Raw genomic sequence first — 25049 nt, forward strand, 5'->3', positions numbered from 1 at the left:
TCGGCGTTCTTCTCCATTATCCGCTGTGAACGATCAGGATCGTACAGACCGAGAAGCGAAGCTTGCATAAATGTATTTGAGGCGCCGCGAGTTGACGGGTGAAGTTCATTGCCTTCTATTTTGGTGGGGCGTCCCTCGTGATTTTCGACGAGAATTCCATATGCAGTCGTGCCAAGCGGCATTGTCGTAGCATAGTGCTGTGGAATACCGGGAATGACATTTTCCGGCGCGGTAACATAGGGCAGGATCTTTTCAACCGGCTTGCGGCATCCAGCTACTCCTGCCAGAGCAATCGAAGCGCCCATCAGACTCAAAAACGTCCGTCGATTAACAGAATCGCGCATTTCGGAGGCGCCTTCAGGGAATTCTCGGTGCAGGAATTCCTTGAATTCAGGCGTATCAGCCAGTTGATCCAGGCTGCGCCAGTAGTCTTTGCCGGTAAGCTTGCCGTTCAATTTATTGTCGCTCATCTATGACAACCCGAGCAATCCTGTGTAGGATTCAGTTTCTTCTCTTCCTTGACCCGCTCAGCAAACGCTTCTTGGTCCGCCGGCGGCGCGTAGTTCATATTGGTAATTTGGTCCACGGGCCGTAAATGCGGATCGGGATTTCGGTGGCAGTCGAGACACCAAGACATACTCAAAGGTTGCATCTGCTGAACCTTCTCCATTTCGGCAATATTGCCGTGACAACTAATACAACCAATTCCCGCATTTAAGTGGAGCGAGTGATTGAAATAAGCATACTGCGGTAACAAGTGGACATTCACCCATTCAATCGGCTTGCCCGTCGCCCAGCTTTCACGAACTGCGAGCAACTTTTCGCTTTGCGGCAGAACAAGTGTATGACAATTCATACAAGTCTGAGTAGCAGGCACATTAGCAACTGCCGACCTCTCGATGTTGCTGTGGCAGTAGCGACAGTCCATGCCCAAATCGCCGGCATGAAGTTTGTGGCTAAATGGCACTGGTTGTGTCGGACGATAACCAACATCGGTGTACTTGGGTGAACCATAGTACCAGAGAAATCCGACTCCACCTACTACTAACAAGATCGTAGCCGCCAAGAGTGCTGCCGGTAACTTGTTTGTCCACTGTGGAAATATCTGCGACAAAAAGAATCCTTAATTAGTTACTTTTTTCACAAAGCTCACTGTAGCCCTAGCCACGCCTAACATCGGTATTGTTACGTGACTTTCTCTACGTTCCATGGCGTGTTGGCGGGGATGATAAAAAAATCACCCAATGGTGTCAAGAAGTTTTAGGCACAAACCCTAAACATTGAAAACCAAGAGACTCTTCTCTTTCGCGTCCCCGAATCGTCACTCCACAATTTCAAAGTTCGAACTGACAAAAAGCAGTTCGCTCACAAGGAACTTACTCGAGTTCATTACTCAAGCAACAAAATTATCTATCATCAAAGCCGCACAAATTGCAAATAAGTAGATGATCGAGAAACCGAACAGCCTCTTGACGTCACTAATCTCACAAGACTTCCGCGCACGCCATGCGCGAAGTATAAAGACGCCACCAAGCAAGCCTGCCGCGACAGCGTAGAGCCAGCCCGCACCTGCCGCAATTGGCAGGAAACTCACAGCGACTAAGGCTACTGAATAGGCGAGAATCTGATTGTGTGTTGCGCGATCACCCTTCAGGACAGGAAGCATCGGATATCCGACCTCTCGATAATCATCTTTGCAGAAAAGCGCCAAAGCCCAGAAATGTGGCGGTGTCCAGAGAAAGACGATTAAGAAAATTGACCATGGCATCAAAGCCATGTCCCCTGTCGCTGCGGTCCATGCGCCCACGGGCGCCATTGCACCCGCTGCCCCACCAATGACAATGTTTTGATAGGTATTCGGCTTAAGATAAAGGGTATAAAACAAGCTGTAAAAGAGAATCGTTCCAAGGGAAAGCAATGCCGTCAAAGCATTGAAGAAGTACCAAAATGTAGCTACTCCGACTAAGCCAATACTCACAGAGAAAATCAAAGCACTGACAGGGCTGATTATTCCTTGAGGTAACGGGCGACGCTTGGCCGTCCGCTTCATCCGAGCATCAACTTCCCGCTCAAAATACTGGTTGAGTGCATTTGCGCAGCCACCGGTTAGGTAAAGTCCCAGCATCACCAGTAGAAAGTCGAATGGCTGCGAAAGAAAACTACCCTCTATCACCAGAGCCGTTGCACCGGTAATTAGCACCAACAACATAATAGTCGGCTTGGTTAACTGAATGTATGCGCGGACAACCAAAGTCAAGCTACCGCGATTATCGGCGACCGTCAATATGGGTTGATTTACTCTGCTCTTTGCGATTGACGATTCAGACAAATCTTAGTTGCTCCACTCCGAAGGTTAAATATAGTTTACGTCTGACGAAACTTCATACTATACGAAGCCCTCTGCGAATTCAAGCAATAATATTTGCAATGTGGTCATTATGGACAAAATTTGTCACGTAAGAAATCATTGGCGCAGCTTTGAGATTCAGATTGTAAAATCTCGAAGCGACTATTTTATTGGGTCGCAAATTCCACTCTGACAGAAGGAGAATTGGGATGTATTCAAAGAGATTTCCATTCGTTGCCTTGTGCCTACTTTGTTTGTGCCTGACGCAGGCGGCACTCGCTGATATCGGCATCCGTGGCGGTGTCATGTATCCGCGTGGGGATTATAAGGATTTTGCCAAGTCAGGTTGGCGCGCCGAGATCACGGCAGATGTAAATATGTTCAGTATGCCTTTCCTTTCTACAGTCATCGCTTTTAACGTTGCTGATTTTGGCAAGAAGGAATCCTCGTGGCAACCCGAGGATGTTACCGTAACTCAAGAATCGAAGACAGCCATAACCGGCGGAGGCGTTGGTCTGCGGTTTGAACCGCCTTCAATGGCTATCCGGCCGTTTGGCGAAGCTTTGGTCAGGCTGGCTTCGATCGAGCAAGACTATGAGAGTGGACTCGGCGGATCTGAACTGAAGTCACGCACGAAAATTGGCTATCAGGTAAATGCTGGGCTAAAATTCACCCTTGCACCAAAGGTGGGGCTTGAAGCCGGCGCCACTTGGCTGACTTTCCCCAATTGTAAAATGACGGACAAACAACAAGAAGTCGAGATCGACATTCAAGCTTTCGGCATTTTCGCCGGATTGACCTTAGGAATTGGACTATGATGCTCTTGCCAACGAGACAGTTTCAGAAATCGCTCTTTGCCGCACTGATGATAGCTTGCACTCTGATGATTTCCTGCGGGAAGAAGGAGGAGACTCCTCAACCAGTACAACAAGTTCCACCGAGTTCAGGAAAGACAACAACAAGCGTTATCTCGGGCGACACAAATTCGACGCGGGTAGATGTAATGCCGCCAAGGTCGGACAGCTACTATGTTCTGGACTCCCGTACCAATACTATTTTCGGAATCGACCTCAACAGCAACAAAGTCTTCAGACGACTATTGCGAACGAACGAAGTAGTCGCAATTCAATACGACGCAGAGCGAGATTGGGTCTTCGAGGCCATCGGTGAGCCCAATTCGGGAATAGACGTTTACGACGCTGCCAATGAAAGCTACGTACAAAAGTATCGGTTCCCCGGAGCCCCATCAGGGCTTCTTTATCACCCGATTCAACGCAAGCTCTATGTCGTCTCGCAAGACTCCACGAATTTCCGGCGATTTGATCCCGACTCGATGAAATTCACTCTGACGATCCCGCTTCACTTGCAGGAGCGTGCGCCAATCGGCCCGACATCAATTAGTCCCGGACCGCTAGGAAAACTGATTACGACCAATTCTGCGCATCCTTCAGTCACACAAGTGTTCACTGAACATAACTTCATGCACCAGACTGTGGTAATTCATAACGCCCGCAAGATTGACAATGCGGTGTTTTCGTTTGATGGCAATTCATCCTTTAGCTGTGACACTCAACAGGGTGCAATGTTCCGGGTTGAATTTGGAACCGGAAAGGTAATGGCGGAGAAGTACAAACTGAATGCGCCGAGACTTGTTCAGATTGAGGTATTGACCAACACGGTAGTATATGTTGAAGGCAAGACCGACGTCGTGATGATTAACCCTGATACATTTAGAGAAACTGGGCGAGTCAATCCCTCCGAGCATGGCGACAACATCATTAGTCTCTTGATTCCACCACGAGCCAACTACGCCGAACTCCTGCTCGACTACAAGGGAGTTACACGCTGGATGCGATTTGATCTCCAAAACTGGCAGCCAACTCGCCTTGTTGAGCTGCTTTAGGATTGTTGTGATTAGTTGGATTTTGTGTTGACCGTTAACATGAACTTAGATTTATTCGCCCCATGATCAAATTAGTCGCCGGACTCGGCAACCCGGGCAAAGGTTATGTTTTGACCCGACATAACCTCGGATTTCTGTTGTTAGATCGGTTCGCTGAGAAACGAAAGGGCAAATTCACTGAACAGAAGGCGGACTACCATTTGGCAACACTTCGTATTGCCAGCGCTCACGTTCGAGTCATTAAGCCGATGACATTCATGAATTTATCCGGCAAGGCGGTGAAAGCCGTAATGACCGCTTATGACGTACTGCCATCAGAAATTCTCATCATCAGCGACGACTTTGCGTTGCCGTTTGGAAAGATGCGCTTACGGCTCGCCGGATCTGACGGTGGCCACAATGGGCTCTCTTCCGTCGTCGAACATCTTGGTACAGAGGACTTTCCTCGTTTGAGACTGGGAATCGGCCCGATTCCTGAGTTTAAACCCGCAGAAGACTTCGTATTGGAACAGTTTTCCAAAGAAGAGCTTGACCAGCTCGACAATTTCCTTAAATTGGGCACCGATTGTTTGGAGTCAGTCTTCTATGATGGTCTGACTCTGGCAATGAGTAAATATAATAAATAATCTACTCTACCCTGTCCTCAGGCTCGGTCTGAGGACCTATGGTTTTGGTTTCACAAACGTAGTCCGGAGGGAGGTCCAATCTTGAGACTCTACGAAACCACCTTTATTACTGATTCACAACTGCCCGAGATTGAAATTGAGGCAGAGATCAAACGCGTCGAGGACTTGATTAAGTCAAACGGCGGTGAGATCGTCGAAACCCAGCGTTGGGGTCTACGTCGTCTGGCGTATGAGATCGAAAAACGCCGCCAGGGTTATTACGCCCATTTCCTGTATCAGGCATTGCCGGCAGTTCCTGCTTTGCTGGATGCTTCATTCAAGGTTAACGAGAAGATCATGCGTCACTTGACCGTGGTTTCCGAGATAAACCTCGAAGAACGCGCCCGTCAAATTGCCGAAGGAATCGCCCCGTACCGTGCGGTACTTCCTGATGAGCCACGCTTCGGTGGACATGGAAGACGCGATCGCAGATCTGAACAGGAGGACAACTAACAATGGCTGAAGGATTTGACAGAAAGAGACGCAAACCTTGCCGTCTGTGCGAGAATAAGATCATGATCATCGACTACAAGGACGAGAAGTTGCTGCGTCGATTCATTCTCGAGCGTGGCAAAATCGTCCCGCGTCGCGTGACCGGCAACTGCGCCAAACATCAGCGACTGCTGACAACCGCAATCAAGCGCGCCCGTCACATCGCACTGTTGCCGTTTACGGCGGAAACGTATCGGTAAGACGGAATCGAGCCGATGACAGAGTCGAACAGGCAGCGACTTACGTTTGCTTGTGCAGGTGCGGTTGCATTCGCATTCCCACTCTCGATTCTGATACCGCTATTTGTACCACTTGTAGCGGTCGGTCTGGCGGCGCTTTACTACCTCTGGTTCGCTCGTTCGCCAATTTGGTTGATTGTGTCAATCATTGCGGCAGGAGCGATCTTCTGGTTCATAGGCGATACCGGACATCTGGCTTACTTCTGCGTAGGATGGCTGGTTCCAGGCATGGTTTTAGCAATGACAAGACGTCACGGATGGGGCCTCGCGGCTGCATTAGTCGCGGCCTGCCTTGTTCCTGCGGCAGTAGTTGCGCTGTATCATGAGGTGCTCGCGCAGTTTATTACCGCATTTGGAGTTCAACTGCAGAATACCATTGCATCGCCGCAGTTTGCCGCTCTCTACCCGCCTGAAAGATATCAGGAAGCTGTAGAGATCGTAAATACTTGGGCGAAGAATGCACCATATTATTTGCCCGGTGTGCTTGTTTCAACACTTGTGTTCTTCTATGCGTTTGGAGCATTGTTAGGCGAAGTAACTTTGTCGCGCACGGGCATATTCAGCTACCGAGTACCGTCGTTCATCTTGTGGAAGCTTGATGAGTGGATGGTACTGGTTGTTGGAGTTGCAGTAGTCATGGTTCTGACGACAGAGCAGATGTTCGAGGTAATTGGTTGGAATGCGTTGGTTGTGCTGTTTATGATATTTTCCGTGTTCGGTTTGTCGTTTATCGAGTATCATATGCGCATACGAAAGTTTCCCATACCGGTTAAGATTGTCATTTACCTGGTTCTATTCTTGACGCAGATAATTGCGGCGGTGATTCTGCCGCTGATCGCCCTTTTCGATGCGAAGTTTGATTTTCGCAAAATTCGGGCGAAACAGCTTGGTTAGTACGTACATATTATTAGTAGTATAGGAGTAAATGAGATGAAAATCATTCTCAGAGATGATATCGACACCCTCGGCAAGTGTGGTGACGTTATCGATGTCAAGGCCGGATATGGCCGCAATTTCCTGTTTCCGCGCAATCTTGCCATCCCGGCCACAAAGGGAAATCTGCGCGCTATCAACGAACTGAAGCAGCAGCAAGAAATGCGTATGGCAAAGGTCCGTCGCGTTGCCGAGACCATTAAGTCGCGAATCGAAAAAGCTTCCTGCACAGCGGAAGTCTTGGTCGGTGAAGAAGACAAAGTCTTTGGTTCGGTTACGTCCTTGAACATTGCTGAGCTGCTGGCAGCTCAAGGTATCGAAGTGGATCGCAAGAAGATCCAGCTTGATGAACCTTTGAAGGCTCTTGGCGTCTACACAGTGCCGATCAAAATCGCAGCCGATGTTGTCGCAAATTTGAAAGTTTGGGTCGTCAAAAAGGCTGAATGACCACTGAAATGATCCGGGCAAAGATCCACGGACTGGCACTCGATATCGCCTCCAAGTCACCTGTTGTGATTCTGGAGGCCGAGGATTCGGATCGCGTATTGCCGATCTGGATCGGCCATTTCGAGGCGTGGGCAATTGCCATGGAGCTTTCGCAGCTCAAATCAAAACGCCCTCTTAGTCACGACTTGATGGCTATTATTATCGGAGAGCTTTCCGGTACAATCACCAAAGTCGAGATTACCGAATTGCGTGAGCAGACTTTCTATGCCCGTATCTCGATTGAAACCGCCGATGGCATCAAAGAGATCGACGCGCGGCCTTCAGATTCGATCGCATTGGCGTTGAAAACTGAGGCGCCGATCTTTGTTAATGCCGAGCTTTTCAATATTAAGAAAGAAGAAGGGCTCCCGGAAAAGATCAATGATCCGCAGTCTCTCAAAGAGCGGCTGCGGAATATCAGCCCTGAGGATTTTGGCAAGTATTCTCTTTGATCAAAAACGCTGCGGCGAGAACAATTTGCTCGGGTTCCTTGTCTGATCCGTTTGAGACGGCAGCAACGCGGAGCCCGTTCTTGTTTGAGAGGATTCGTAACGCTTGACCTCCGCATTGATACTCGATAAGTACCATCAGCTTCTTGCTCTTGTGGCGAGTTTTAAGCGCGTCATCGTTGCGCTTTCAGGCGGACTTGATTCTTCCTTTCTTCTTTGCTCCGTAGTGAAAGGCATCGGCGCCGAAAACACTCTGGCAGCTATCGGCGTCTCTCCCTCCTTAGCAAGTACTGAGTTGGAAGATGCAAAATCAGTTGCGTTGGATTGCGGACTCCGCAGTGAGCAGATCATGCTCATTTCCACTGAGGAAATCGGAGACGTCAACTACAGTTCGAATCCTCCAAATCGATGTTTCTTCTGCAAGTCTGAGCTATATCATAAACTTAACGCCTTGGCCACCGAACGGAATCACGAAGTCATTTGTGACGGCGCCAATGCTTCAGATATCGGCGACCATCGTCCCGGCATGAAAGCAGCGGCTGAAAACAAAGTGCGTTCGCCGTTGCTTGAGGTCGGACTCAACAAAGATGAAATTCGTGAACTTGCGAAAGAGTTTGGGCTGAGATTTTGGGATAAACCACAGTCGGCGTGCCTGTCCTCACGAATTCCCTACGGTTCGCCGGTGACCGTTGAGAAACTCCGACAGATTGAGGATGCTGAAGCCTACTTGAAGTCGCTCGGTTTTCGTCAATTGCGTGTTCGACACCATGACCAATTGGCACGAATTGAATTGCCTGTTGAGGAGATGATTCGCATAATTGGCAATGGTACGCGCGACACTATCGCGGCGAAGTTCCGGGAATTGGGATTTCTGTTCACGACGATAGATCTGGGCGGTTTCAAATCGGGAAGCATGAACATAATGTTGAAAGGCGATACAAATGAGTGACAGCGAATCGGTGAAACCGAACATCGCGATGCGCATGGTAGTCGATGGCAAAGAACACTTCATCACGTTCGATGAATTGACCTTAAGCAACAACCTGGCACAGGAAGCACTGGTAAGCTTGCTAATCCGGAAAAAGATCATCGAAGGCCAAGAGCTGCTCGACGAGATTTCGCGCATCCGACAGGATCGATACAAGACTGAACCGGAACAGAAGCCGTAGTCTCGAATAATGAACGAATCAATGGACAAGAATCCTCCGACTGATAACACGCTCCCGGCCGCTGAACCGGACAAATTGCTTTTGCGTTGGGAAAGCCAGCCCGCCAAAACACGTCAGCGGACAGCTGTAATCGTCGCCGCGTTCTTGGTGATGCTCGTGGTAATTGTTTACCTCTTGACTTATTCCCCGCTCTTTACCGTTGCTGCAGCGTTGATCTTGTGGGGCTCGCTATCGCAGTTCTATCTGAAGACCACGTTTGAATTCACAGAGAAGATGATCCGGGTGAAGTACCTTATCAACAAAGTCGAAAAGGACTGGTCGCAGTATCGGACTTTCTATGAGGATAAGAATGGTGTCCTGCTTTCGCCCTTTGTGCGTTCCTCGCGGCTGGAGAATTTTCGTGGCATCTACATTCGTTTCGCAGGCAACCGGGAAGACGTTATGAAAATCGTGAAATCAAAGATAGTCATGCCGGAGGATCCAATCTGATGTTTCCCCTAAACTCCGGCAGTGATAACGCAGCAAAGATCGAATACACCGAAGATGAACGAGCACTGCTCGACAAAGTCGCCAAAAAGGTTGTTGAGTGGAAAATGGCTATTCCGGCGATCATGACACTTGAGTCGGTGAAGCCGTTGAATTTCATTGGCGCTCAGGCGATGATCTTCTTCGAGCCGATTGTCCAGACTCTGCTCAATCTGAAGGACTACGATACTTTCCGCGGTATGCTTGAGCGGCGCGAAAGTGTGGAAGCATTGCTTCTACGAATCGAACACTTCGACGCAATTGCTTCGCGCAAGGAGAAGCTCTTCAAAAAGCTCCAGAAGGAGTACCTGAAGAAGCAATCATGGGGTTACCGACTCAAGTCATCAATGTTGGGCTTTCGAGTGCCAAAGCACCTTGAGGCTGAATGGAAAGCCAAGCTTGACGCAATCGACACACCATCGACTTCCACCGAGACTCCCAAAGGGCAAGAGTGAATACCACCCACGCCACAGTAGCAGCAACCGAATCATATTCTCGCCGATTTCCGGAAGTTGCTTTCAACTTGCTATCTGATACCGGTCTGAGAGTCAGCCCCATTGCGTTTGGCTCATACCGCATTGATACGAGTTTCCCCGAACACCGCGAAGCTCTACACTTTGCTTTGCGATCAGGCGTCAATCTCATCGACACAAGCACCAACTACACTGATGGCGGTTCTGAGCTGCTGATCGGCAGCGTGATTGAGGATATCGAGAATTCAGGTACGATTGGTCGGGACGAATTCGTGATCGTCTCAAAAGTAGGGTATCTTCAGGGAAGGGTCTATCGACTCAGCCAAAATCTCAAGAATGATGATCGCGGCTACCCCGACCTTGTGAATTACTCCGTCGGTCTCGAACACTGCATTCACCCAACATTCATAGAAGACCAATTGACTGCTTCGTTGAGTCGGCTCAATTGCGGTTCGATCGATGTCTATTTGTTACACAATCCGGAGTACTACCTCAGTTGGGCGAAACGCAATGACATCGATGTAGAGAAAGCTCGCGAAGAATACTATCGCCGCATCAGACTCGCTTTTGAACATTTGGAGAAGGAGCGCAGTCGCGGACGAATTCGTTGCTATGGCATTAGCTCGAATACGTTTCCAGTTTCGGCAGACGAATACGAGTTCACATCGTTCGAGCGTGTTATTGGTATTGCCGGTGAAATCTCGCCCCTGCACCACTTCAAAGTCATCCAAATGCCGTTCAACTTGATTGAGAATGGCTGTGCCGTTATTGGCTCGCAGACCGGGGAATTGACAGTACTCGAACTTGCGCGGCGGCACAACATCGCCCTGTTAGCGAATCGCCCATTGAATGCTATATACAAGAATGGGCTGGTCCGCTTGTCTGAAGAGAATCCTCAGAGTGGTCCGTTGAAAGAGATAGTTCTATCGGTTGATGCTGAATGGGGAATCGCCGACACTCTCAGTCAGATGGCGGTTCGATGTTTGCGCAGTTCTCAAGGAGTTACGTCCGTTCTAGTCGGTATGCGGCAGAAATCGTACGTAGAAGATATGCTCGCCGAGTTGCGACGCAGTTGTAAGGTTGATGAACGCAGCAGGTCTTGGAAGAAACTGAACAGCATTTTGCAGAGTTCGACTGTCTCGTAAACCACGAGGTTATAAATGTCCAAACTCAGATTAGACAAAGTCGTTGCTGCTATCATTCAGGCAAGCGCGGTGACCCTCGACACTCCAAAGAGCCTTGAAAAAATCATCTCGCTAATCCGCGAAGCGGCAGCTTCCGGCGCCCAAGTCGTAGTTTGCGGTGAGACCTGGTTGCCCGGATATCCAGCGTGGTTGGACTATTTGCCCAACGTTGCGCTGTGGGGGCATGGACCATCCAAAGATGTCTTCGCAGAATTGTACCGTAACAGCATCACAGTTCCCGGCGAAGAGTGTACTCTGCTGAGTAAACTGGCACGCGAACTCAAATTTGTAATAGTCATTGGCGTAAATGAGCGAGTCGAAGTCGGTCCCGGAAACGGTACGATCTACAATTCATTACTGACATTCGATAGTGATGGCACTCTCGTGAATCATCGACGCAAACTTGTGCCGACTTACACGGAGCGCATGATCTGGGGTCACGGCGACGGTAAAGATATTGGCGCAGTCGAAACCGGTATTGGTCGTGTCGGCGGATTGATCTGTTGGGAACACTGGATGCCACTTGCGCGACAGGTCATGCACGAAAGCGCGGAACAGATACATGCTGCGGTTTGGCCAACAGTCCACGATCTTCACCAACTTGCAAGTCGACAGTATGCATTTGAGGGGCGGTGTTTCGTTTTGGCTGCCGGCATTGTAATGAAGGTCTCAGATTTGCCAAAGCAGTTTGAGTTGCCGATCGAGCTTGCTGCTGAGCCGAACAGGTTGATTCTGCGAGGAGGAAGCGCGATCATTGCCCCTGACGCAAGCTACCTGGCAGGGCCAATCTTCGACCAAGAAACGATCCTCCTTGCCGAGCTCGACCTAAGTCAAATCAGGCGCGAACAAATGACGCTTGATACGACGGGTCATTACTCCCGACCAGATGTCTTTAGTCTCACCGTTAATCGTAAACGCCCTGGCGAAACAAGTTAGTTCGCAAGCAAAACAAAAAAGTAGCCGGAGTCTGCCTTGCGGCCCACTCCGGCTCCACTGATTGACCACCCACTACGGAAATTGTCGCAGGCCGAAGCCTGTTGGTCACGACAAGTTCATCAAGTCTTGAGCTTCTTCAACTCCAGTTCGTACTGATCGACCAATGCGTCAAGCTGATCCACAACCGCTTTGATTGTCTCCGGTTGTGTCAGATCAACTCCCGCTTTCTTCAGTTGTTCCATCGGATAGTCATTTCCGCCCGACTTAAGCAGGGTCAGATACTTCTCTGTGGCTTCTTTGCGTACCTTGGCGTCCTTGCTCTGGATTCCCTGCACCAACTTGGCAGAGGATGCAAAACAGGTCGCATACTGGTAAACATAGTATGGGCTGTTGTAGAAGTGCGAGATACGCGACCAAAGAACGTCATAGAGCTCATCACGAACTACAGCGTCGCCGAAGTAGTCAGTCATGATCTTGCTGTAAATACCTTTGAGAACTTCGGCAGTGATCGGCTGCCCTTGTTCGACCATCATGTGCGCCTGGTGTTCGAAGTCTGCGAACATAACCTGCGTATAGAAAGTACCGAGAATGTTGTCGATCTGTTGTTCAAGAAGCTTGATGCGTTCTTTCGGATCGGTGATCTTCTTGAGCATGTAGTCAAGGAACAGCGCTTCATTCAGCGTGGACGCTACTTCAGCAACGAAGATCGTGTATCCCGAAGTTGCAAACGGCTGGTTCTCGTGCGAGAGCTGTGTGTGAATTGTGTGGCCCAATTCATGGGCTAACGTGAACACGCCATCCAAAGTCCCGTTATAGTTCATCAACATATAAGGATGAACACCATAGACGCCCGCTGAATATGCTCCTGAACGCTTCCCCTCATTCTCGAACACGTCAATCCAGCCGGATGAGGTCGCTTTCTTAAGTTTCGCTTGATAGTCGGTGCCAAGCGGCGCAACGGATTCGACCACCATCGGAAGAACCTCGTCGTAATCGTAAACTTTCTCGCCCTCGACGACCGAAACGGAACCGTCATAGAGATGGTATTCACTAAGTCCCAATGCTTCCTTACGAAGCTTGTAGTAACGCTGCATTGGGGCACATCCTGCCTTAACACCATTTACCAAATTATCGTAAACCTGCATCGGAACATTATCGGCATCTAGTGCTGCACTTAGGGTCGATTTGTAGTTACGCGCCTGCGCTAATGCCCAGTCGCGCTGACAGATACCAGAATATATCGCAGCGTAAGTGTTCTGATTGTCAGCGTAGACTCCATACATCGTCTCGAATGCCAACTTGCGATCCTGCTGGTTGCGGCTGCTCGTGAGGAGCTGACTGTACTCGCCAGGCGTCAACAGCTTCTCCTGACCATCAGAGAATGTCGCCTTGCGGAACTTTATGTCGGAGGTCGACAATTCCGTGTAGGCAGACTGCGGTGCATCGTTGAAAGTAGAAAAATACGATAGCAGCTTTTCGCCGCGTTCGTCAAGAACATGCTCTTGCTGTCGATAGAGATTTGTAATCGTGAACCGATATGGTGCCAATGCCGGAGTCTCATCCAGCCATTTCTTCATCGTCTCCCACTTGATTGTCAGCAACTCAGGGCTGAACCAGGCAGTTGCGGTACCGAACTTAGCAAACATCATCTGGACTTGCTGAAGTTTTGCCGCAATTTCGTTGTCGCGAGTATTAACATCGCGTTGAAGTTGCGGGTAGCGGTATACTTTATAAGCGATGATATTCATCTCGTCATTAAGCTGATAGGCCTTGAGAATGTTCTGTGCACCGCCGGCAAGAGTACCTTTTAGCGCTGCATACTCATTCATCTTCTGCTCCATAGCAGCTTTTCCCTGATCCCAAGCTTCCCAATTGGGATAGATATCGGAGAAATTCCAGCGATACTTGGCGTCAATCTCATCGCGCTTCTTGCTGGTAGGCATAGCGCCCATCGCCACAGCGGCCAACAGGAAAGAAGCGACTATCGCCAGAATTGTTACGGTCTGCATTCGTTTGTTCAGTTTCATACTGTCGCGTACTCCTAAAAAGTGAATATTAAGTTATTGCTTACATTACGAAATGTGCCCCTCAAGGTTTCCTCTCAACATACGAATCTCCCGACAAAATGTCAATTTATGGGCTCCACTTTGTCGACATTGGAATTACTCTGGGGAAGCAAACTTGTCTCGTATAACGATTGTTGCTATCAAGGAGGAACTGAAAACGATGGCTCTCAATCTTGCTCAGAAACTAATAAAATCTCATCTGATCGCCGGTGACATGCAAGTCGGCGAAGAAATAGCTCTGCGAATAGACCAGACCCTTACTCAGGATGCAACCGGAACAATGGTCATGCTCGAACTCGAGGCGATGGCATTGCCTCGTGTGAAAACCGAGTTGTCGGCGCAATACGTCGACCATAACCTCATTCAAGAAGATTTCAAGAATGCCGACGACCACCTCTTCCTTCGATCCGCCTGCCGGCGTTTTGGAATCTGGTATTCACGTCCCGGCAATGGCGTTAGTCATCCGGTCCACATGGAGCGATTTGGAGTTCCGGGAAAAACGCTCCTCGGGTCGGACAGCCACACTTGCGCAGCGGGATCACTTGGGATGTTAGCAATCGGGGCTGGCGGACTTGAAGTCGCAATGGCAATGGCGGGCGAACCGATCCATATCAAATTGCCGAAGGTATTCGGAGTGAAGTTGTCGGGCAGATTACCTGATTGGGTAAGTGCAAAAGACATCATACTCGAGATGCTTAGACGTCATAAGGTTACTGGCGGAGTCGGCAAGATCATCGAATACTATGGTCCTGCTTTGGCGAATCTGACGGCCATGGACAGACACGTAATCGCAAATATGGGAGCGGAACTGGGAGCAACGACTTCGGTATTTCCTTCGGATGAGGTAACCAGAGAGTTCATGCGCTCGCAAGGTCGTGAATCTCAGTTCGTTCCGCTGTCTCCCGACCGCGATGCAACCTACGACGAGCACGACGAGATTGATTTGTCCAAACTGGAACCACTGATCGCGCTGCCCAGCAGCCCCGACAATGTTGTACCGGTGCGCGAAGTCGCCGGTCGTGAAATCTATCAGGCTTACATTGGTTCTTCAGCGAATCCGGGCTTGCGCGATTTCGCAGTGGCAGCGCTGATGGTGAAGGATCGCGTCGTACACGATCGCGTTTCATTCGACATCAACCCTTCTTCACGACAGATTCAAGAAAATCTCATGTCGCTTGGCCTAATGCAGCACTTGTTGAGAGCCGGAGGACGGATTCACCAGGCGGGCTGCAACGGCTGTATTGGTATGGGACAAGCACCCGCGACGGGACGAATCAGTTTACGAACGGTTCCCCGCAACTTCCCGGGTCGCTCGGGCACACTTGAAGACGCTGTGTATCTCTGCAGTCCTGAGACCGCGACAGCATCAGCGCTGACAGGAGTAATCACAGACCCGCGGACGTTGGGAATGCCATTTCCCAAGTTTGAGGAGCCGAAAGAAATCATCGTGAATACACAAATGCTCGTGCCCCCTAGTACTGAAGGAAAAACTGTCGAGCTCGAAAAAGGTCCGAATATCAAGAGCCTGCCAATCTTCCCGGAGATGAAGAATATTATTGAAGGTCCGGTACTCATAAAACTCGACGACAACATCTCGACCGACACGATTTCGCCGGCAGGCGCTAAGGTTCTTCCCTATCGAAGCAACATACCGGCTATCGCGAATTTTTCATTTATACAAGTTGATGAAAACTACGCGAGTCGCGCACTGAATCATCAATCAAGTGGCTCAATAATTGTCGGTGGTCTCAACTATGGGCAGGGTTCAAGCCGCGAGCATGCAGCCTTGGCGCCTCGTTATCTCGGTGTACTCCTTGTCCTAGCGAAGTCATTCGCCCGAATACATTGGCAGAATCTGGTCAATTTCGGGATTCTACCATTGACCTTTGTAAATCATGCTGATTGGGACCAAATATCAGAAGATGACGTCTTATCACTGCCCGATGCACGCAATATTGTAGCAATGCAAACGCGATTCAAGATTCACAACACTACCAAAATGCAGAACTACGAAGTCGAGCACAGTTTGTCGGAGCGACAGCTTGAAGTACTTCTTGCCGGGGGACTAATCAACATTTTCCGAAAGAAACACGTCGCCGAGTAATGACTATGACTTCTGGAGAAGCTTCTTTGAAATCATGGCATCGAGTGAGAACTTGCCGGCACCGGCGAATATCAACGCCAAGAAAGCCCATCCGTACAGCAGAGCAAACTCCTGCTTACCCCACGGATCGTTGGCATGAACGATTCCGGCCGCTACAAGCATGGTAATCAGAAGTGGAATGGCTGCGGCGCGAGTTCCGAGCCCTAGTATAATCGCAAGTGAGCAGAAGAATTCGGCGAATATGGCGAGCGATAGGCTCACGGATGGGCCGAGTCCAATAGGATCTGCCCAAGTATCAGCCTTGTCCGCAAAACTGGAGAGCTTACCCCAACCGTGTCCAAACAGCATGAAACTACCGACCCCAATACGTAAAACAAGAAGGCCAATATCCGTTCTAATGCCGGAAGTATCAGTTTCAAAAATCGACTTGAAGAACTTCTGCATTGGCGGACTCCTTTGTTTTTCTACTCGGCTCTTTGATGTCTCAATAGTGTATGTTAGGTTAACCGAACCAATGGCATTTGGTTCCATGATGTTGATCAGTTGATCTGTGAGTGAAATGACAAAATCGACCCTCCTCCTCGCTGGACTATTTGCACTGATTCTGTGCTTGATCGCAAGCGCTCAAAATGAATCGCGGATTAACACAAACGGCCAGTGCCCAGTGTGCAGATTCCAGAGAATGGATAAGCGAGAAAAACCGCTGATTTCCCATTCGAAGTATAAAGACCGTGAATACAGATTCTGCTCCGACACCTGCAAAACGCAGTTTGATATCAATCCTGAATATTACATCGAACCACCTCTTCCCCGACCAGCACTCGACTTCGCGTTGACGACCTTAAATGGACACAGAGACTCGTTAGCAAATTACCGTGGCAAGATTGTGTTGGTTGACTTTTGGGCTTCGTGGTGTGCACCGTGCGTTAAAACGATGAAGGACCTCCAGTCCATCTACACTGAGTTTCGAGCCGACAGTCTGGCTATCATCGGAATTACGCTCGACAGTATCGGGACTCCGCAGACAACTACTCATCTACAAAAGCACCAAATCACCTATCCGATTCTGTTTGAGAACCGCACCAGTCAGACCTGGCTTGCCTATCAGATGAAATCCCTCCCATCGCTGTACCTTGTTGATCGCAAGGGTATGATAGTCCAGCAATGGCGTGGCGCCGCTGAGAAGAGCGAGATCGTGGCTGCAGTGCGCTTACTGCTTGAAGAGAATCTCTTTGACAAACAATAAAGGGCAGTTCCATTCGGAACTACCCTTCCAGTTTCAAGAGCCGCCAAGCCGACTCGATTCTTAGCTAGCCGGACCTTCTTTGGCAACAGTAACCTTGACCGGTGAACGCAGAACGAAATTAACCTGAGTTCCCGAGTGAAGGGTTATATCCTGCTTACCGGTTGCGGCGGCCGCGGCAGCGCCTGCAGCAGCTCCGGCGGCAGCGCCTATTTCGGTGCCACCCTTCTTACCGGTTACCTTACCAATGATACCACCAACCAAGGCTCCGCCGCCGATGAGGCCAACTTGTTTCTTGGTGTGCGAGTCCTTCTTCTCCTCGATCGGATATGTGTCAACCTGTACTTGAGTTCCACTACGATCTTCAATACTAACCAGGCTAAACACTAACTCGGCTGGCGTCTTCATCCGACCTGACTCAACTACCTTGTTGAGTACACCAACCGCAGTAGCACCTTTGGCAAAAACCGTCTCGCCATCATACACGACCGGTTCGAGAATCTGCGCGCGATACTCGGTGCCCGTGACATGCACATCGGTATCGATGGAATCAATCAGCTCAATCGCGATGATCGTGCTTTCAGGAAGACTGACAACCTTCGGTTCGGGAATCTTCGGATCTTCCTTTACGACCGGCTTGGTAGTTGTTTCGTCTTTCTTCTTAGGTTCTTCGGCTTTGGGCTTAGTAGTTTCGGAACCAACGTCAGACCTGTCGTCAGCTGATTGCTGATTATCAGCAACCGCGCCGCCGGTGTTCCGTGTGGTGTCCACCTGCTCGGTCATTTGACCATCGGTCGTGGTTTCTTTGTTCTCTGCACTCTGTTTGCTGCACGATACGACCATTAAGGTCATTGCGAGCATCGCGAGTAATACAAGTAGTTTCGATTTCATAGTAATCCTCCTGTCACAGCGTGACCAACTCCTGTCAAATATCCTGTTCGTGATTGTTACCTTGGCTCAATCTAATTACTTGTTATACCACAAACCAATTTGAATATTCCGATAAAATAGTGAACCCTTTTTCTTCTAACAACTTAGACACGCCGAATCAACGGGAACTTAGCGCGAAATCGTCCACTTTGCGGCAAACTGATCCGCGATCTCCTTGCCCGCCAATCTTTCTGCCAACATCAATGCAAACAGCATCGCTGCGCCCGGCCCATTTCCAGTGACTATGTTACCATCGACTGTAACTTGTTCCTTTGTGACTATTGCGCCCGCAGTCGCTAATCGATCATCAAATCCCGGATCACCTGTTGCTCGTTTCCCCTTGAGAATTCCAGCCGCCTCGCCAAGCACGTGACTTGGAGCGGCACATATTGCTGCGACTAACTTCCCTGAATCGTGATGCCGACGGATTTTCTCAATGACTGTCGGTGAAGCAGCAAGACTTTCAGCGTTTTTGCGCCCGCCAGGAAGTATGACGCAATCAAAAAGACCTTCGACTCCATCGATGCCCATTTGTGGAACGATAGTAATTCCGTATGCCGCCTTGATCGGCCGATTTTGCAGTCCAGCAATCGTTACTTCGACACCAACGCGATTCAGAACGTCGATCGGCGCAACCGCTTCGATATCTTCAAAACCGTCCGTCATGATGATTAACGCTTTCTTAGACATTGTCACTCCTTAAGCAAGTTTCGCTGGGAGAACAAGAACGCGCCAGGGAAATCGTCGCGTTCTTTCTTGCGTTTGCCTACCCAGGCAGCTATTGCTATGCGATAAACGGTTATGTTCGAGATTTCTTCCATTGAAATCACCTCGTAGTCGCTGCCGGCCTTCAGATGCGGAAAGTACTTCCCGACGAATCGCGACATTTTTACCTGCGACAAATTAGCGTCATCGACAATACTGATTTCGCCCTGCACCATTACACTTCGGTACTCGACACTCATTTGCGTCGCCGTCTTTGCGGGAAGCAGCCGGCCCATAGAGCTGACGGTGAAAGTTACCTTTGTGCCATGCCCAACACGCATCCGCGTCGCGCCTTCTTTTGCGGTATGAAAATAGATGGCTCTTTCCACGCGGTCATAGTAAAAGACATTCATGTTGAGATGTGGAAAATCTTCACCGTTCATCCCGATAGTGGCATACGGCGCAGTTTCGAGCATTTGCTCAATCCACGCTTCATCGACAACCGCTCGGTCCTGTCGCCTCAAAGCAACTGTTCTGATCGTTGTATTTTCGGTATCGCTCATAACGATCAACTACTCTGGTTGGCAGGCCGAGACGGCAGGCACTGGTTCCTTGGGAGAGTCCGGGACTTGCTTCATCGGCTGCTTGTCTTTGTAAATCGTGATAACTGCAACAGCAGAGATGATTACTGCCGCGGCAATAATTGTACGAGAAGTGATTTCCTCGCCCCCAAGCAGCCAACCCAGAAACACTGCGACAACCGGATTCACGAATGCATAAGTAGACGCCTTAGCGGGCGTCGTGACCTTAAGGAGCCAAACATACGCGACGAACGCCAATGAACCAATAATCGCCAAGTAGAAGAGGCCGCCGATTGACTTGAGTGTCATCGCAGCAAAGTCGACTCGCGGAAATTCCCCAGTCGCTCCGGCGAGCAAACTCAAGACAACTCCACCGGCAAGCATTTGAATGCCAACTGAGAGTAATTTTGATTCCGGCAGATCAATGTGACGAGAATAAATCGAACCGCTCGCCCACGACAACGTCGCCAGCAAGAGTGCTGCTGTTCCAAGTAAACCTGTGATCCCTTCAGCGGCAACTTGAATCGGGCCGATGAGTATTATGATGCCTGCAAAACCAAGTATCAGCCCCAGAACCACGCTTGTCACGGGTCGTCGACCTGCGGGACGCATCCACTCAATCAACACCATCCAAAATGGCATTGCGGCAACCATTAGAGCAGCTAAGCCGGAAGGAACGTACTGCTCCGCCCATGTGACAGTTCCAGTGCCGCCGACCACCAGCAGTAATCCGATGATTGCCGAGTTACGCCACTGCAGCTTTGTCGCAGCAACTGCACCGGAGAATCGTGCATAAGTATAGAGCAGTGTCCCGCCGATAAGGAATCGTACGCCCGCGCTGAAGAGCGGCGGAATCGTCTCGATTGTGAACCGTATCGCGAGATACGTCGAGCCCCATATCAAATAGACTGCAAGGAATCCAATGATCAGTCGGTAACGAGGGACGGCATCGTGTTTGGAAAGAGCATCAATCATACAACTTCCCTTTCATCGCCTCATCGAGCGGCAATGGTCCATTCTCCTTGAAAGTTTCCAACGCAATTACTGTTCGAGTATTCTTGACGGTAGGAATTGTGCCTACCTTCTCGCGAAGAAATCTGCCGAGACTTTCGGCATCGCGTACTCGCGCCTTGAGCAAGTAGCAATCTTCGCCGGCAATGTTGTGAATCTCCAGAACTTCAGGAATCTTTGCCAACTCCAGCGCAGTCGAGCAGTCATTGACTGGCTCGTCGGCCTTGACAAATATGAAGGCAACGAGTCCAAGTTCAACTGACTTGGCGTTTAGACGCAAATCGTAACCTGCGATAATGCCCCGTTGAACGAGCTTCTTGATGCGTTCAGCCGTTGCAGAAGGGACAATGCCTATCTGCTTGGCGATCTCGGAATTCGGGATTCTTGCATCCGATTGAAGGATTTCAAGTATCTTGCGGTCCAATTCGTCTATCATGTCATGTTTCTCCAGTTTAGTAGCCTATCATTCTCTATATACGCTTGTGCGACGAATATTGTTCTTTATTTTTTAGACAATTGCGACTTTTCCACTAATTAGCTGAAGTCGTTACTGCAATAATAGTTAGGCGATTGCTCTTGTCTTGCGTTATAATAGAACAAGAGTTTTGAGTGCTCTATCACCAAACAAAGTGAGAAACCCAGGAGGAAATTATGGCAGAACATGCAGAAGATACCAGAGTCAAGGACGCTCTCGAATTGCTCAATAGCTACGCCAAAGACAAGCGCGGCGAACTTCAGGACCTGCTTGGCAACAAGTACAGCAATCTCAAATCGGTTGTTGGAAGCATGGGAGCACGAATCCAAAACGATGCTGCCGACATTTACGGTGTTAGCAAGGAAAAGGTCAAGCAAGTCGCCCACGACGTTGACGAAAACGTGCATAAAAACCCTTGGCCATATATTGGCGGGGCGGCGTTAGGCGCACTAATCCTTGGTTACCTTTTGGGCCGCTCGCAGAAGTAAATCCGGCATCGGCCAGAAAGGGTTCGGTAAATTTTGATGGGTTTCATTAAGGGCATTTTGTTTGCCCTTGCAGGAAAATACGTCAAGACGGCAATCGATGTCGTCAAGGTCGAGATCGCAATTGCCATCGTCAAAGCAATCGGCGGCACCCGCAAGGTGTTTATGCTATTGTCGGTCTGGATCTTCTTGTTGACCCTGATTGCTGTCGGACTTGCAATGATCCCGGTTGCCCTCTGCGTGTTTACTTCATGGGCTCCAGAAACGAAGTTGATGGTGGCTCTGATATTCGCCTTCATCTACATCGCGGTACCCCTTGTGTTACTGATGTCGTTGATGTCGGAACGCCGCTGGATGAAGATATTCCGCGCTGATGAGTTGGTAGCAAAGATCATCCGTAACCAGCAAGGTCAACCATAGTTCTATTGACAGAACGCAATTCACAAGGGCACGACTTCTCGTGCCCTTTCTTTTGATTCCGCGAATCAGCACAAATGCGCCGTTCGATAAAGAGCCACTTTTGACACTCGATAGTGGTTTTTACTTGCCGCTTTACTCTATATTCGCTTACTTCGAATACAAACTATTCCAACCGCAAAAACGCTGTGATAACGCATGGAGATAAAGATGCCCGCTAAGAAGAAAGCGAAAGCACCGATCAAGAAGACAGCAGCTTCTAAACCTGTCAAAAAGAACGCACCTGCAAAATCGAAAAACACGAAGTCAGCGACTGTTGTTTCAAGTTCGGCTGATAGTATCTCCTCGTTAATGCAGGAACATCGGCTCTTTCCGCCTTCCAAGGAATTTAGCTTGAATGCACATGTCTCTTCACAAGCACAACTCAAGAGCCTTCGTGAGAAGGCTGCCAAGAATCCGGTGAAGTTCTGGGAAGAACAAGCGAAAGCGCTCACATGGTTCAAACCCTGGAAAACGGCACTCAAGTGGAAGCACCCTTTTGCAGAATGGTTTGTCGGCGGCAAAATTAACATCTCATACAATTGTCTGGACCGCCATGTCGCAACCTGGCGCCGAAACAAGGCGGCGATTGTATGGGAAGCTGAAGGCGGCGAACAGCGCACTCTAACCTATCAGGCATTGCTTTCAGAGGTCTGCAAGTTCTCTACCGTTCTCAAATCGCTCGGTGTGACGAAGGGCGATGTAGTTGCGATCTATATGGGGATGGTGCCCGAAGCCATAATTGCGATGCTTGCCTGCGCTCGAATCGGCGCAACTCACAACGTCGTATTTGGCGGTTTTTCTGCGGAAGCATTGCGCGAACGAATCAATGACTCCAAAGCTGTTGCCGTGATTACTCAAGACGGTTCTTACCGTCGCGGTTCAATAGTCCCCCTCAAGGACAATGTTGATGCTGCACTGACGGATACACCAACCATACAAAACGTCATCGTGTACAAGCGTGTCGGCAACGACGTAAACATGACAATCGGCCGCGACCATTGGTGGCATGAGCGCATGATGGTACCGATGGCTCCGTGCACACCGGAACCGCTCGATTCTGAACATCCGTTGTTTATTCTCTACACCTCCGGCTCGACTGCTAAGCCAAAGGGAATTCTCCATACAACCGGCGGATATATTACTCAGGTTGCTTATACGACCAAGCTGGTCTTTGACCTGCGCGAGGAAGACCTTTATTTCTGCATGGCGGATATTGGCTGGGTTACCGGTCATAGCTACATCGTCTATGGACCGCTCGCGAACGGCGCATCGGTATTTTTGTACGAGGGCGCGCCGAACTACCCAGCACCTGACCGCATTTGGGACATGATTTCAAGACATAAAATTACAGTCTTTTACACGGCGCCAACCGCAATCCGCAGTTTCATGCGAGCTGGCGAGCAGTACCCAATCAGCCACAACATGTCATCGTTGCGGCTACTTGGGTCTGTCGGAGAGCCGATCAATCCGGAAGCATGGATCTGGTATCACACTCTTATCGGTAATAAGCGCTGCCCGATCGTCGACACCTGGTGGCAGACTGAGACTGGCGGCATCATGATTTCGCCGGTCCCCGGCGCTACAACACTCAAGCCCGGTTCTTGTACAATGCCGTTACCCGGGATAGTTGCAGATGTTGTCCGCAAGGATGGAGTTTCATGCGGTCCCAACGAGGGTGGACTACTGGTGGTCAAGCATCCCTGGCCCGGCATGCTTCGAACAATCTATGGCGATCCCCAGCGATATAAAGATGTCTATTGGAGCGATTTTGCGCCGACCAAGACACGACCGGGATACTACTTAGCCGGTGATGGTGCTCGAAAAGACAAAGATGGCTACTTCTGGGTTATGGGACGAATTGATGATGTCGTCAACGTTTCCGGACATCGGCTTGGAACTGCTGAGGTTGAAAGCGCTCTGGTTTCACACAAGACCGTTGCCGAGGCCGCCGTCGTTGCTCGCCCTGACGATCTAAAAGGCAGCGCCTTGGTCGCGTTTGTTACTCTCAAGAGCGGTGTTGACAGTGAGCCTACTTTCCTTGAACAGCATCGCGAAGTACTGCGGGCTCACGTCATAAAGGAAATTGGGCACATCGCCAAGCTCGATGAGATTCGATTTACCGATGCGCTTCCCAAAACCCGTTCAGGCAAAATAATGCGGCGTCTGCTCCGTGAAATTGCTCATGGAAACGTAGTGACTGGTGATACGACGACACTGGAAGACTTTTCAATCCTCGAAAAACTTCGCCAAGATGAGGAGTAGTCGAAAACAACGCAGAAGCTCGGGGTAGTCGCCTTGGAGCTTCTCGCGATGTTGGCAACGGCGGTAGTATGACGAATAACTTCCTCTTTTCCTTCAAAGTTACAAAACGTGGTGAAGTTCTCATATTTCACCACGGGATGCTTGCAACAACTCTGCGCGGCACCAAAGCGCAGAGCTTTATTTCTGGAATTGAGACGTCCGACGAGGACGCTCTACAGCAGCTAATGGCACGGCTAACCGGCAACTACAAGCGGGGCAATGAGCGAAAAGCAAAGAACCATCCGCGTAATAAGGAGTAACGCTAGCCGGGAAGATTGAAATTCGACTTCGTTGTCTAATTTTCGTTTGACAATTCCCTTTCATTATTGTAACTCCACGCCATGAATAAGCGCCTTTTCCTCACACCTGCAGGTGGACTCCTCATAGCAATCTGCTTCTTCCTGCCTTGGATCAAGATGTCGTGCATGGGAACTGCGACTTACTCCGGTGCTCAAATTGGTGGGATATATTGGACGCTCTTTACTGCCGGTTTGTTGCTCGTAGGAGCCTTCTATTACCTTCGCCGGATCAAGCGATTCAACTTCATGCCGACTGTCGTCTCCGTCATTAGCTTTGTCAGTACCGCAGTCATTGTCTATGGTATCCTGACCGTTGCCGGAGGCAAACGAATCTTCTTAATCCGCGTCGGTCCCGATGACGTCAATCTTCGCTTGCAGATCGGGGCTTATGGCACCTTGATCGGCTACGTACTGGCATGGGCTGGAATCGCTCCAATGATTCGAATACGTCGCCGAAAACCTGCGCCGACTACGCCCGCGGAGAGCAGTCCTTCCGAGATTCGAGATTCCGAATCTGAATTGCATCATACTTCTACTTGACCGCAACGGCTTTTAATCATTAATTGGGATCCGACAATCGTAGAGTATC

30 protein-coding genes are annotated in these 25049 nt (G+C 49.7%); 21 read left to right on the forward strand and 9 right to left on the reverse strand.

Features of this window, described 5'->3' with window-relative positions; genetic code table 11:
* Positions 1–466: 466 nt before the first annotated feature.
* Both IPH59_12810 and IPH59_12815 read right to left on the reverse strand, forming a co-directional pair.
* Positions 467–1114: a cytochrome c3 family protein gene (locus tag IPH59_12810; GenBank protein MBK7092577.1), complete on the reverse strand. Its 648-nt coding sequence runs from the start codon at positions 1112–1114 to the stop codon at positions 467–469.
* Positions 1115–1393: 279 nt separating this feature from the next.
* Complete coding sequence (locus tag IPH59_12815) at positions 1394–2329, reverse strand: protoheme IX farnesyltransferase (GenBank protein MBK7092578.1); 936 nt, start codon at positions 2327–2329, stop codon at positions 1394–1396.
* A gap of 227 nt (positions 2330–2556) precedes the next feature.
* Here IPH59_12815 and IPH59_12820 point away from each other — a divergent pair, with 227 nt between their 5' ends.
* From IPH59_12820 to IPH59_12885, 14 genes are all read left to right on the forward strand, one after another.
* Positions 2557–3165, forward strand: coding sequence for an outer membrane beta-barrel protein (locus IPH59_12820; GenBank protein ID MBK7092579.1), 609 nt, complete (start codon positions 2557–2559; stop codon positions 3163–3165).
* Positions 3162–4250 carry a hypothetical protein gene (locus IPH59_12825; GenBank protein MBK7092580.1) on the forward strand — a complete coding sequence of 363 codons (1089 nt, stop codon included), beginning with the start codon at positions 3162–3164 and terminating at the stop codon, positions 4248–4250. The genes IPH59_12820 and IPH59_12825 overlap by 4 nt, the downstream gene beginning before the upstream one ends.
* Positions 4251–4312: 62 nt before the next feature.
* Positions 4313–4876 (forward strand): aminoacyl-tRNA hydrolase, encoded by a 564-nt coding sequence (locus IPH59_12830; protein ID MBK7092581.1) that lies wholly within the window; start codon positions 4313–4315, stop codon positions 4874–4876.
* Positions 4877–4957: 81 nt separating this feature from the next.
* Positions 4958–5368, forward strand: coding sequence for a 30S ribosomal protein S6 (rpsF, locus tag IPH59_12835; GenBank protein ID MBK7092582.1), 411 nt, complete (start codon positions 4958–4960; stop codon positions 5366–5368).
* Positions 5369–5370: 2 nt separating this feature from the next.
* A complete protein-coding gene (locus IPH59_12840) occupies positions 5371–5607 on the forward strand; it encodes a 30S ribosomal protein S18 (protein MBK7092583.1) in 237 nt (78 codons plus the stop codon).
* A 15-nt stretch (positions 5608–5622) separates the two neighbouring features.
* A complete protein-coding gene (locus tag IPH59_12845) occupies positions 5623–6540 on the forward strand; it encodes a DUF2232 domain-containing protein (protein MBK7092584.1) in 918 nt (305 codons plus the stop codon).
* 36 nt (positions 6541–6576) lie between these two features.
* Entirely contained in the window at positions 6577–7026 is a 450-nt protein-coding gene (locus IPH59_12850) for a 50S ribosomal protein L9 (protein MBK7092585.1), read from the forward strand.
* Entirely contained in the window at positions 7023–7517 is a 495-nt protein-coding gene (locus IPH59_12855; GenBank protein ID MBK7092586.1) for a bifunctional nuclease family protein, read from the forward strand. Before IPH59_12850 ends, IPH59_12855 begins: the two co-directional genes overlap by 4 nt.
* A 115-nt stretch (positions 7518–7632) precedes the next feature.
* A complete protein-coding gene (gene larE, locus IPH59_12860; protein ID MBK7092587.1) occupies positions 7633–8463 on the forward strand; it encodes an ATP-dependent sacrificial sulfur transferase LarE in 831 nt (276 codons plus the stop codon).
* A 34-nt stretch (positions 8464–8497) separates the two neighbouring features.
* The gene (locus tag IPH59_12865; protein ID MBK7092588.1) at positions 8498–8683 is read left to right on the forward strand and encodes a hypothetical protein; all 186 of its coding nucleotides are present in this window, start codon (positions 8498–8500) and stop codon (positions 8681–8683) included.
* A 9-nt stretch (positions 8684–8692) separates the two neighbouring features.
* Entirely contained in the window at positions 8693–9172 is a 480-nt protein-coding gene (locus IPH59_12870; protein ID MBK7092589.1) for a hypothetical protein, read from the forward strand.
* Positions 9172–9663, forward strand: a complete 492-nt coding sequence (locus IPH59_12875; protein MBK7092590.1) for a hypothetical protein — start codon at positions 9172–9174, stop codon at positions 9661–9663. Before IPH59_12870 ends, IPH59_12875 begins: the two co-directional genes overlap by 1 nt.
* Positions 9660–10826, forward strand: coding sequence for an aldo/keto reductase (locus IPH59_12880; protein MBK7092591.1), 1167 nt, complete (start codon positions 9660–9662; stop codon positions 10824–10826). The genes IPH59_12875 and IPH59_12880 overlap by 4 nt, the downstream gene beginning before the upstream one ends.
* 15 nt (positions 10827–10841) lie before the next feature.
* Complete coding sequence (locus IPH59_12885; GenBank protein ID MBK7092592.1) at positions 10842–11801, forward strand: carbon-nitrogen hydrolase family protein; 960 nt, start codon at positions 10842–10844, stop codon at positions 11799–11801.
* Positions 11802–11920: 119 nt separating this feature from the next.
* On the opposite strand, the gene pepF is transcribed toward IPH59_12885, so the two are convergent.
* Entirely contained in the window at positions 11921–13753 is a 1833-nt protein-coding gene (gene pepF / locus IPH59_12890) for an oligoendopeptidase F (protein ID MBK7092593.1), read from the reverse strand.
* 274 nt (positions 13754–14027) lie between these two features.
* On the opposite strand from pepF, the gene IPH59_12895 reads away from it, so the two are divergent.
* A complete protein-coding gene (locus IPH59_12895) occupies positions 14028–15971 on the forward strand; it encodes an aconitate hydratase (GenBank protein MBK7092594.1) in 1944 nt (647 codons plus the stop codon).
* Positions 15972–15974: 3 nt separating this feature from the next.
* On the opposite strand, the gene IPH59_12900 is transcribed toward IPH59_12895, so the two are convergent.
* Positions 15975–16415, reverse strand: a complete 441-nt coding sequence (locus IPH59_12900) for a DoxX family protein (protein ID MBK7092595.1) — start codon at positions 16413–16415, stop codon at positions 15975–15977.
* A gap of 238 nt (positions 16416–16653) precedes the next feature.
* On the opposite strand from IPH59_12900, the gene IPH59_12905 reads away from it, so the two are divergent.
* Positions 16654–17217, forward strand: coding sequence for a redoxin domain-containing protein (locus IPH59_12905; protein ID MBK7092596.1), 564 nt, complete (start codon positions 16654–16656; stop codon positions 17215–17217).
* Positions 17218–17277: 60 nt separating this feature from the next.
* Here the strand turns inward: IPH59_12905 and IPH59_12910 are convergent, their stop codons facing one another.
* The 5 genes from IPH59_12910 to IPH59_12930 form a co-directional block, all read right to left on the reverse strand.
* Positions 17278–18105 (reverse strand): hypothetical protein, encoded by an 828-nt coding sequence (locus tag IPH59_12910; GenBank protein MBK7092597.1) that lies wholly within the window; start codon positions 18103–18105, stop codon positions 17278–17280.
* A gap of 168 nt (positions 18106–18273) precedes the next feature.
* Positions 18274–18834, reverse strand: a complete 561-nt coding sequence (locus IPH59_12915) for a DJ-1/PfpI family protein (GenBank protein MBK7092598.1) — start codon at positions 18832–18834, stop codon at positions 18274–18276.
* A 2-nt stretch (positions 18835–18836) separates the two neighbouring features.
* Positions 18837–19412 carry a pyridoxamine 5'-phosphate oxidase family protein gene (locus IPH59_12920; protein MBK7092599.1) on the reverse strand — a complete coding sequence of 192 codons (576 nt, stop codon included), beginning with the start codon at positions 19410–19412 and terminating at the stop codon, positions 18837–18839.
* Positions 19413–19421: 9 nt separating this feature from the next.
* Complete coding sequence (locus IPH59_12925; protein MBK7092600.1) at positions 19422–20405, reverse strand: EamA family transporter; 984 nt, start codon at positions 20403–20405, stop codon at positions 19422–19424.
* A complete protein-coding gene (locus IPH59_12930) occupies positions 20398–20877 on the reverse strand; it encodes an Lrp/AsnC family transcriptional regulator (GenBank protein ID MBK7092601.1) in 480 nt (159 codons plus the stop codon). Before IPH59_12930 ends, IPH59_12925 begins: the two co-directional genes overlap by 8 nt.
* Positions 20878–21092: 215 nt before the next feature.
* On the opposite strand from IPH59_12930, the gene IPH59_12935 reads away from it, so the two are divergent.
* The 5 genes from IPH59_12935 (at position 21093) to IPH59_12955 (ending at position 25000) form a co-directional block, all read left to right on the forward strand.
* The gene (locus IPH59_12935; protein MBK7092602.1) at positions 21093–21404 is read left to right on the forward strand and encodes a DUF883 family protein; all 312 of its coding nucleotides are present in this window, start codon (positions 21093–21095) and stop codon (positions 21402–21404) included.
* A 36-nt stretch (positions 21405–21440) separates the two neighbouring features.
* On the forward strand, positions 21441–21821 hold the full coding sequence (locus IPH59_12940) for a hypothetical protein (protein ID MBK7092603.1): 381 nt from the start codon (positions 21441–21443) through the stop codon (positions 21819–21821).
* Between the two features lie 207 nt (positions 21822–22028).
* Positions 22029–24122: an acetate--CoA ligase gene (gene acs / locus IPH59_12945; protein ID MBK7092604.1), complete on the forward strand. Its 2094-nt coding sequence runs from the start codon at positions 22029–22031 to the stop codon at positions 24120–24122.
* A gap of 68 nt (positions 24123–24190) precedes the next feature.
* The gene (locus IPH59_12950) at positions 24191–24421 is read left to right on the forward strand and encodes a hypothetical protein (protein ID MBK7092605.1); all 231 of its coding nucleotides are present in this window, start codon (positions 24191–24193) and stop codon (positions 24419–24421) included.
* 81 nt (positions 24422–24502) lie between these two features.
* Positions 24503–25000: a hypothetical protein gene (locus IPH59_12955; protein ID MBK7092606.1), complete on the forward strand. Its 498-nt coding sequence runs from the start codon at positions 24503–24505 to the stop codon at positions 24998–25000.
* Positions 25001–25049 lie beyond the last annotated feature (49 nt).

Source organism: bacterium (assembly GCA_016708315.1).
Lineage (GTDB): Bacteria > Zixibacteria > MSB-5A5 > CAIYYT01 > CAIYYT01 > JADJGC01.

Bases quoted from the DNA above. Each gene is read 5' to 3' on its own strand.
- IPH59_12820 (MBK7092579.1), top strand. From the start codon at position 2,557: ATGTATTCAAAGAGATTTCCATTCGTTGCCTTGTGCCTACTTTGTTTG.
- IPH59_12825 (MBK7092580.1), top strand. From the start codon at position 3,162: ATGATGCTCTTGCCAACGAGACAGTTTCAGAAATCGCTCTTTGCCGCA.
- IPH59_12830 (MBK7092581.1), top strand. From the start codon at position 4,313: ATGATCAAATTAGTCGCCGGACTCGGCAACCCGGGCAAAGGTTATGTT.
- IPH59_12840 (MBK7092583.1), top strand. From the start codon at position 5,371: ATGGCTGAAGGATTTGACAGAAAGAGACGCAAACCTTGCCGTCTGTGC.
- IPH59_12845 (MBK7092584.1), top strand. From the start codon at position 5,623: ATGACAGAGTCGAACAGGCAGCGACTTACGTTTGCTTGTGCAGGTGCG.
- IPH59_12850 (MBK7092585.1), top strand. From the start codon at position 6,577: ATGAAAATCATTCTCAGAGATGATATCGACACCCTCGGCAAGTGTGGT.
- IPH59_12855 (MBK7092586.1), top strand. From the start codon at position 7,023: ATGACCACTGAAATGATCCGGGCAAAGATCCACGGACTGGCACTCGAT.
- IPH59_12865 (MBK7092588.1), top strand. From the start codon at position 8,498: ATGGTAGTCGATGGCAAAGAACACTTCATCACGTTCGATGAATTGACC.
- IPH59_12870 (MBK7092589.1), top strand. From the start codon at position 8,693: ATGAACGAATCAATGGACAAGAATCCTCCGACTGATAACACGCTCCCG.
- IPH59_12875 (MBK7092590.1), top strand. From the start codon at position 9,172: ATGTTTCCCCTAAACTCCGGCAGTGATAACGCAGCAAAGATCGAATAC.
- IPH59_12885 (MBK7092592.1), top strand. From the start codon at position 10,842: ATGTCCAAACTCAGATTAGACAAAGTCGTTGCTGCTATCATTCAGGCA.
- pepF (MBK7092593.1), bottom strand. From the start codon at position 13,753: ATGGGCGCTATGCCTACCAGCAAGAAGCGCGATGAGATTGACGCCAAG.
- IPH59_12895 (MBK7092594.1), top strand. From the start codon at position 14,028: ATGGCTCTCAATCTTGCTCAGAAACTAATAAAATCTCATCTGATCGCC.
- IPH59_12900 (MBK7092595.1), bottom strand. From the start codon at position 16,415: ATGCAGAAGTTCTTCAAGTCGATTTTTGAAACTGATACTTCCGGCATT.
- IPH59_12905 (MBK7092596.1), top strand. From the start codon at position 16,654: ATGGATAAGCGAGAAAAACCGCTGATTTCCCATTCGAAGTATAAAGAC.
- IPH59_12910 (MBK7092597.1), bottom strand. From the start codon at position 18,105: ATGAAATCGAAACTACTTGTATTACTCGCGATGCTCGCAATGACCTTA.
- IPH59_12915 (MBK7092598.1), bottom strand. From the start codon at position 18,834: ATGTCTAAGAAAGCGTTAATCATCATGACGGACGGTTTTGAAGATATC.
- IPH59_12920 (MBK7092599.1), bottom strand. From the start codon at position 19,412: ATGAGCGATACCGAAAATACAACGATCAGAACAGTTGCTTTGAGGCGA.
- IPH59_12925 (MBK7092600.1), bottom strand. From the start codon at position 20,405: ATGATTGATGCTCTTTCCAAACACGATGCCGTCCCTCGTTACCGACTG.
- IPH59_12930 (MBK7092601.1), bottom strand. From the start codon at position 20,877: ATGATAGACGAATTGGACCGCAAGATACTTGAAATCCTTCAATCGGAT.
- IPH59_12935 (MBK7092602.1), top strand. From the start codon at position 21,093: ATGGCAGAACATGCAGAAGATACCAGAGTCAAGGACGCTCTCGAATTG.
- IPH59_12940 (MBK7092603.1), top strand. From the start codon at position 21,441: ATGGGTTTCATTAAGGGCATTTTGTTTGCCCTTGCAGGAAAATACGTC.
- acs (MBK7092604.1), top strand. From the start codon at position 22,029: ATGCCCGCTAAGAAGAAAGCGAAAGCACCGATCAAGAAGACAGCAGCT.
- IPH59_12950 (MBK7092605.1), top strand. From the start codon at position 24,191: ATGACGAATAACTTCCTCTTTTCCTTCAAAGTTACAAAACGTGGTGAA.
- IPH59_12955 (MBK7092606.1), top strand. From the start codon at position 24,503: ATGAATAAGCGCCTTTTCCTCACACCTGCAGGTGGACTCCTCATAGCA.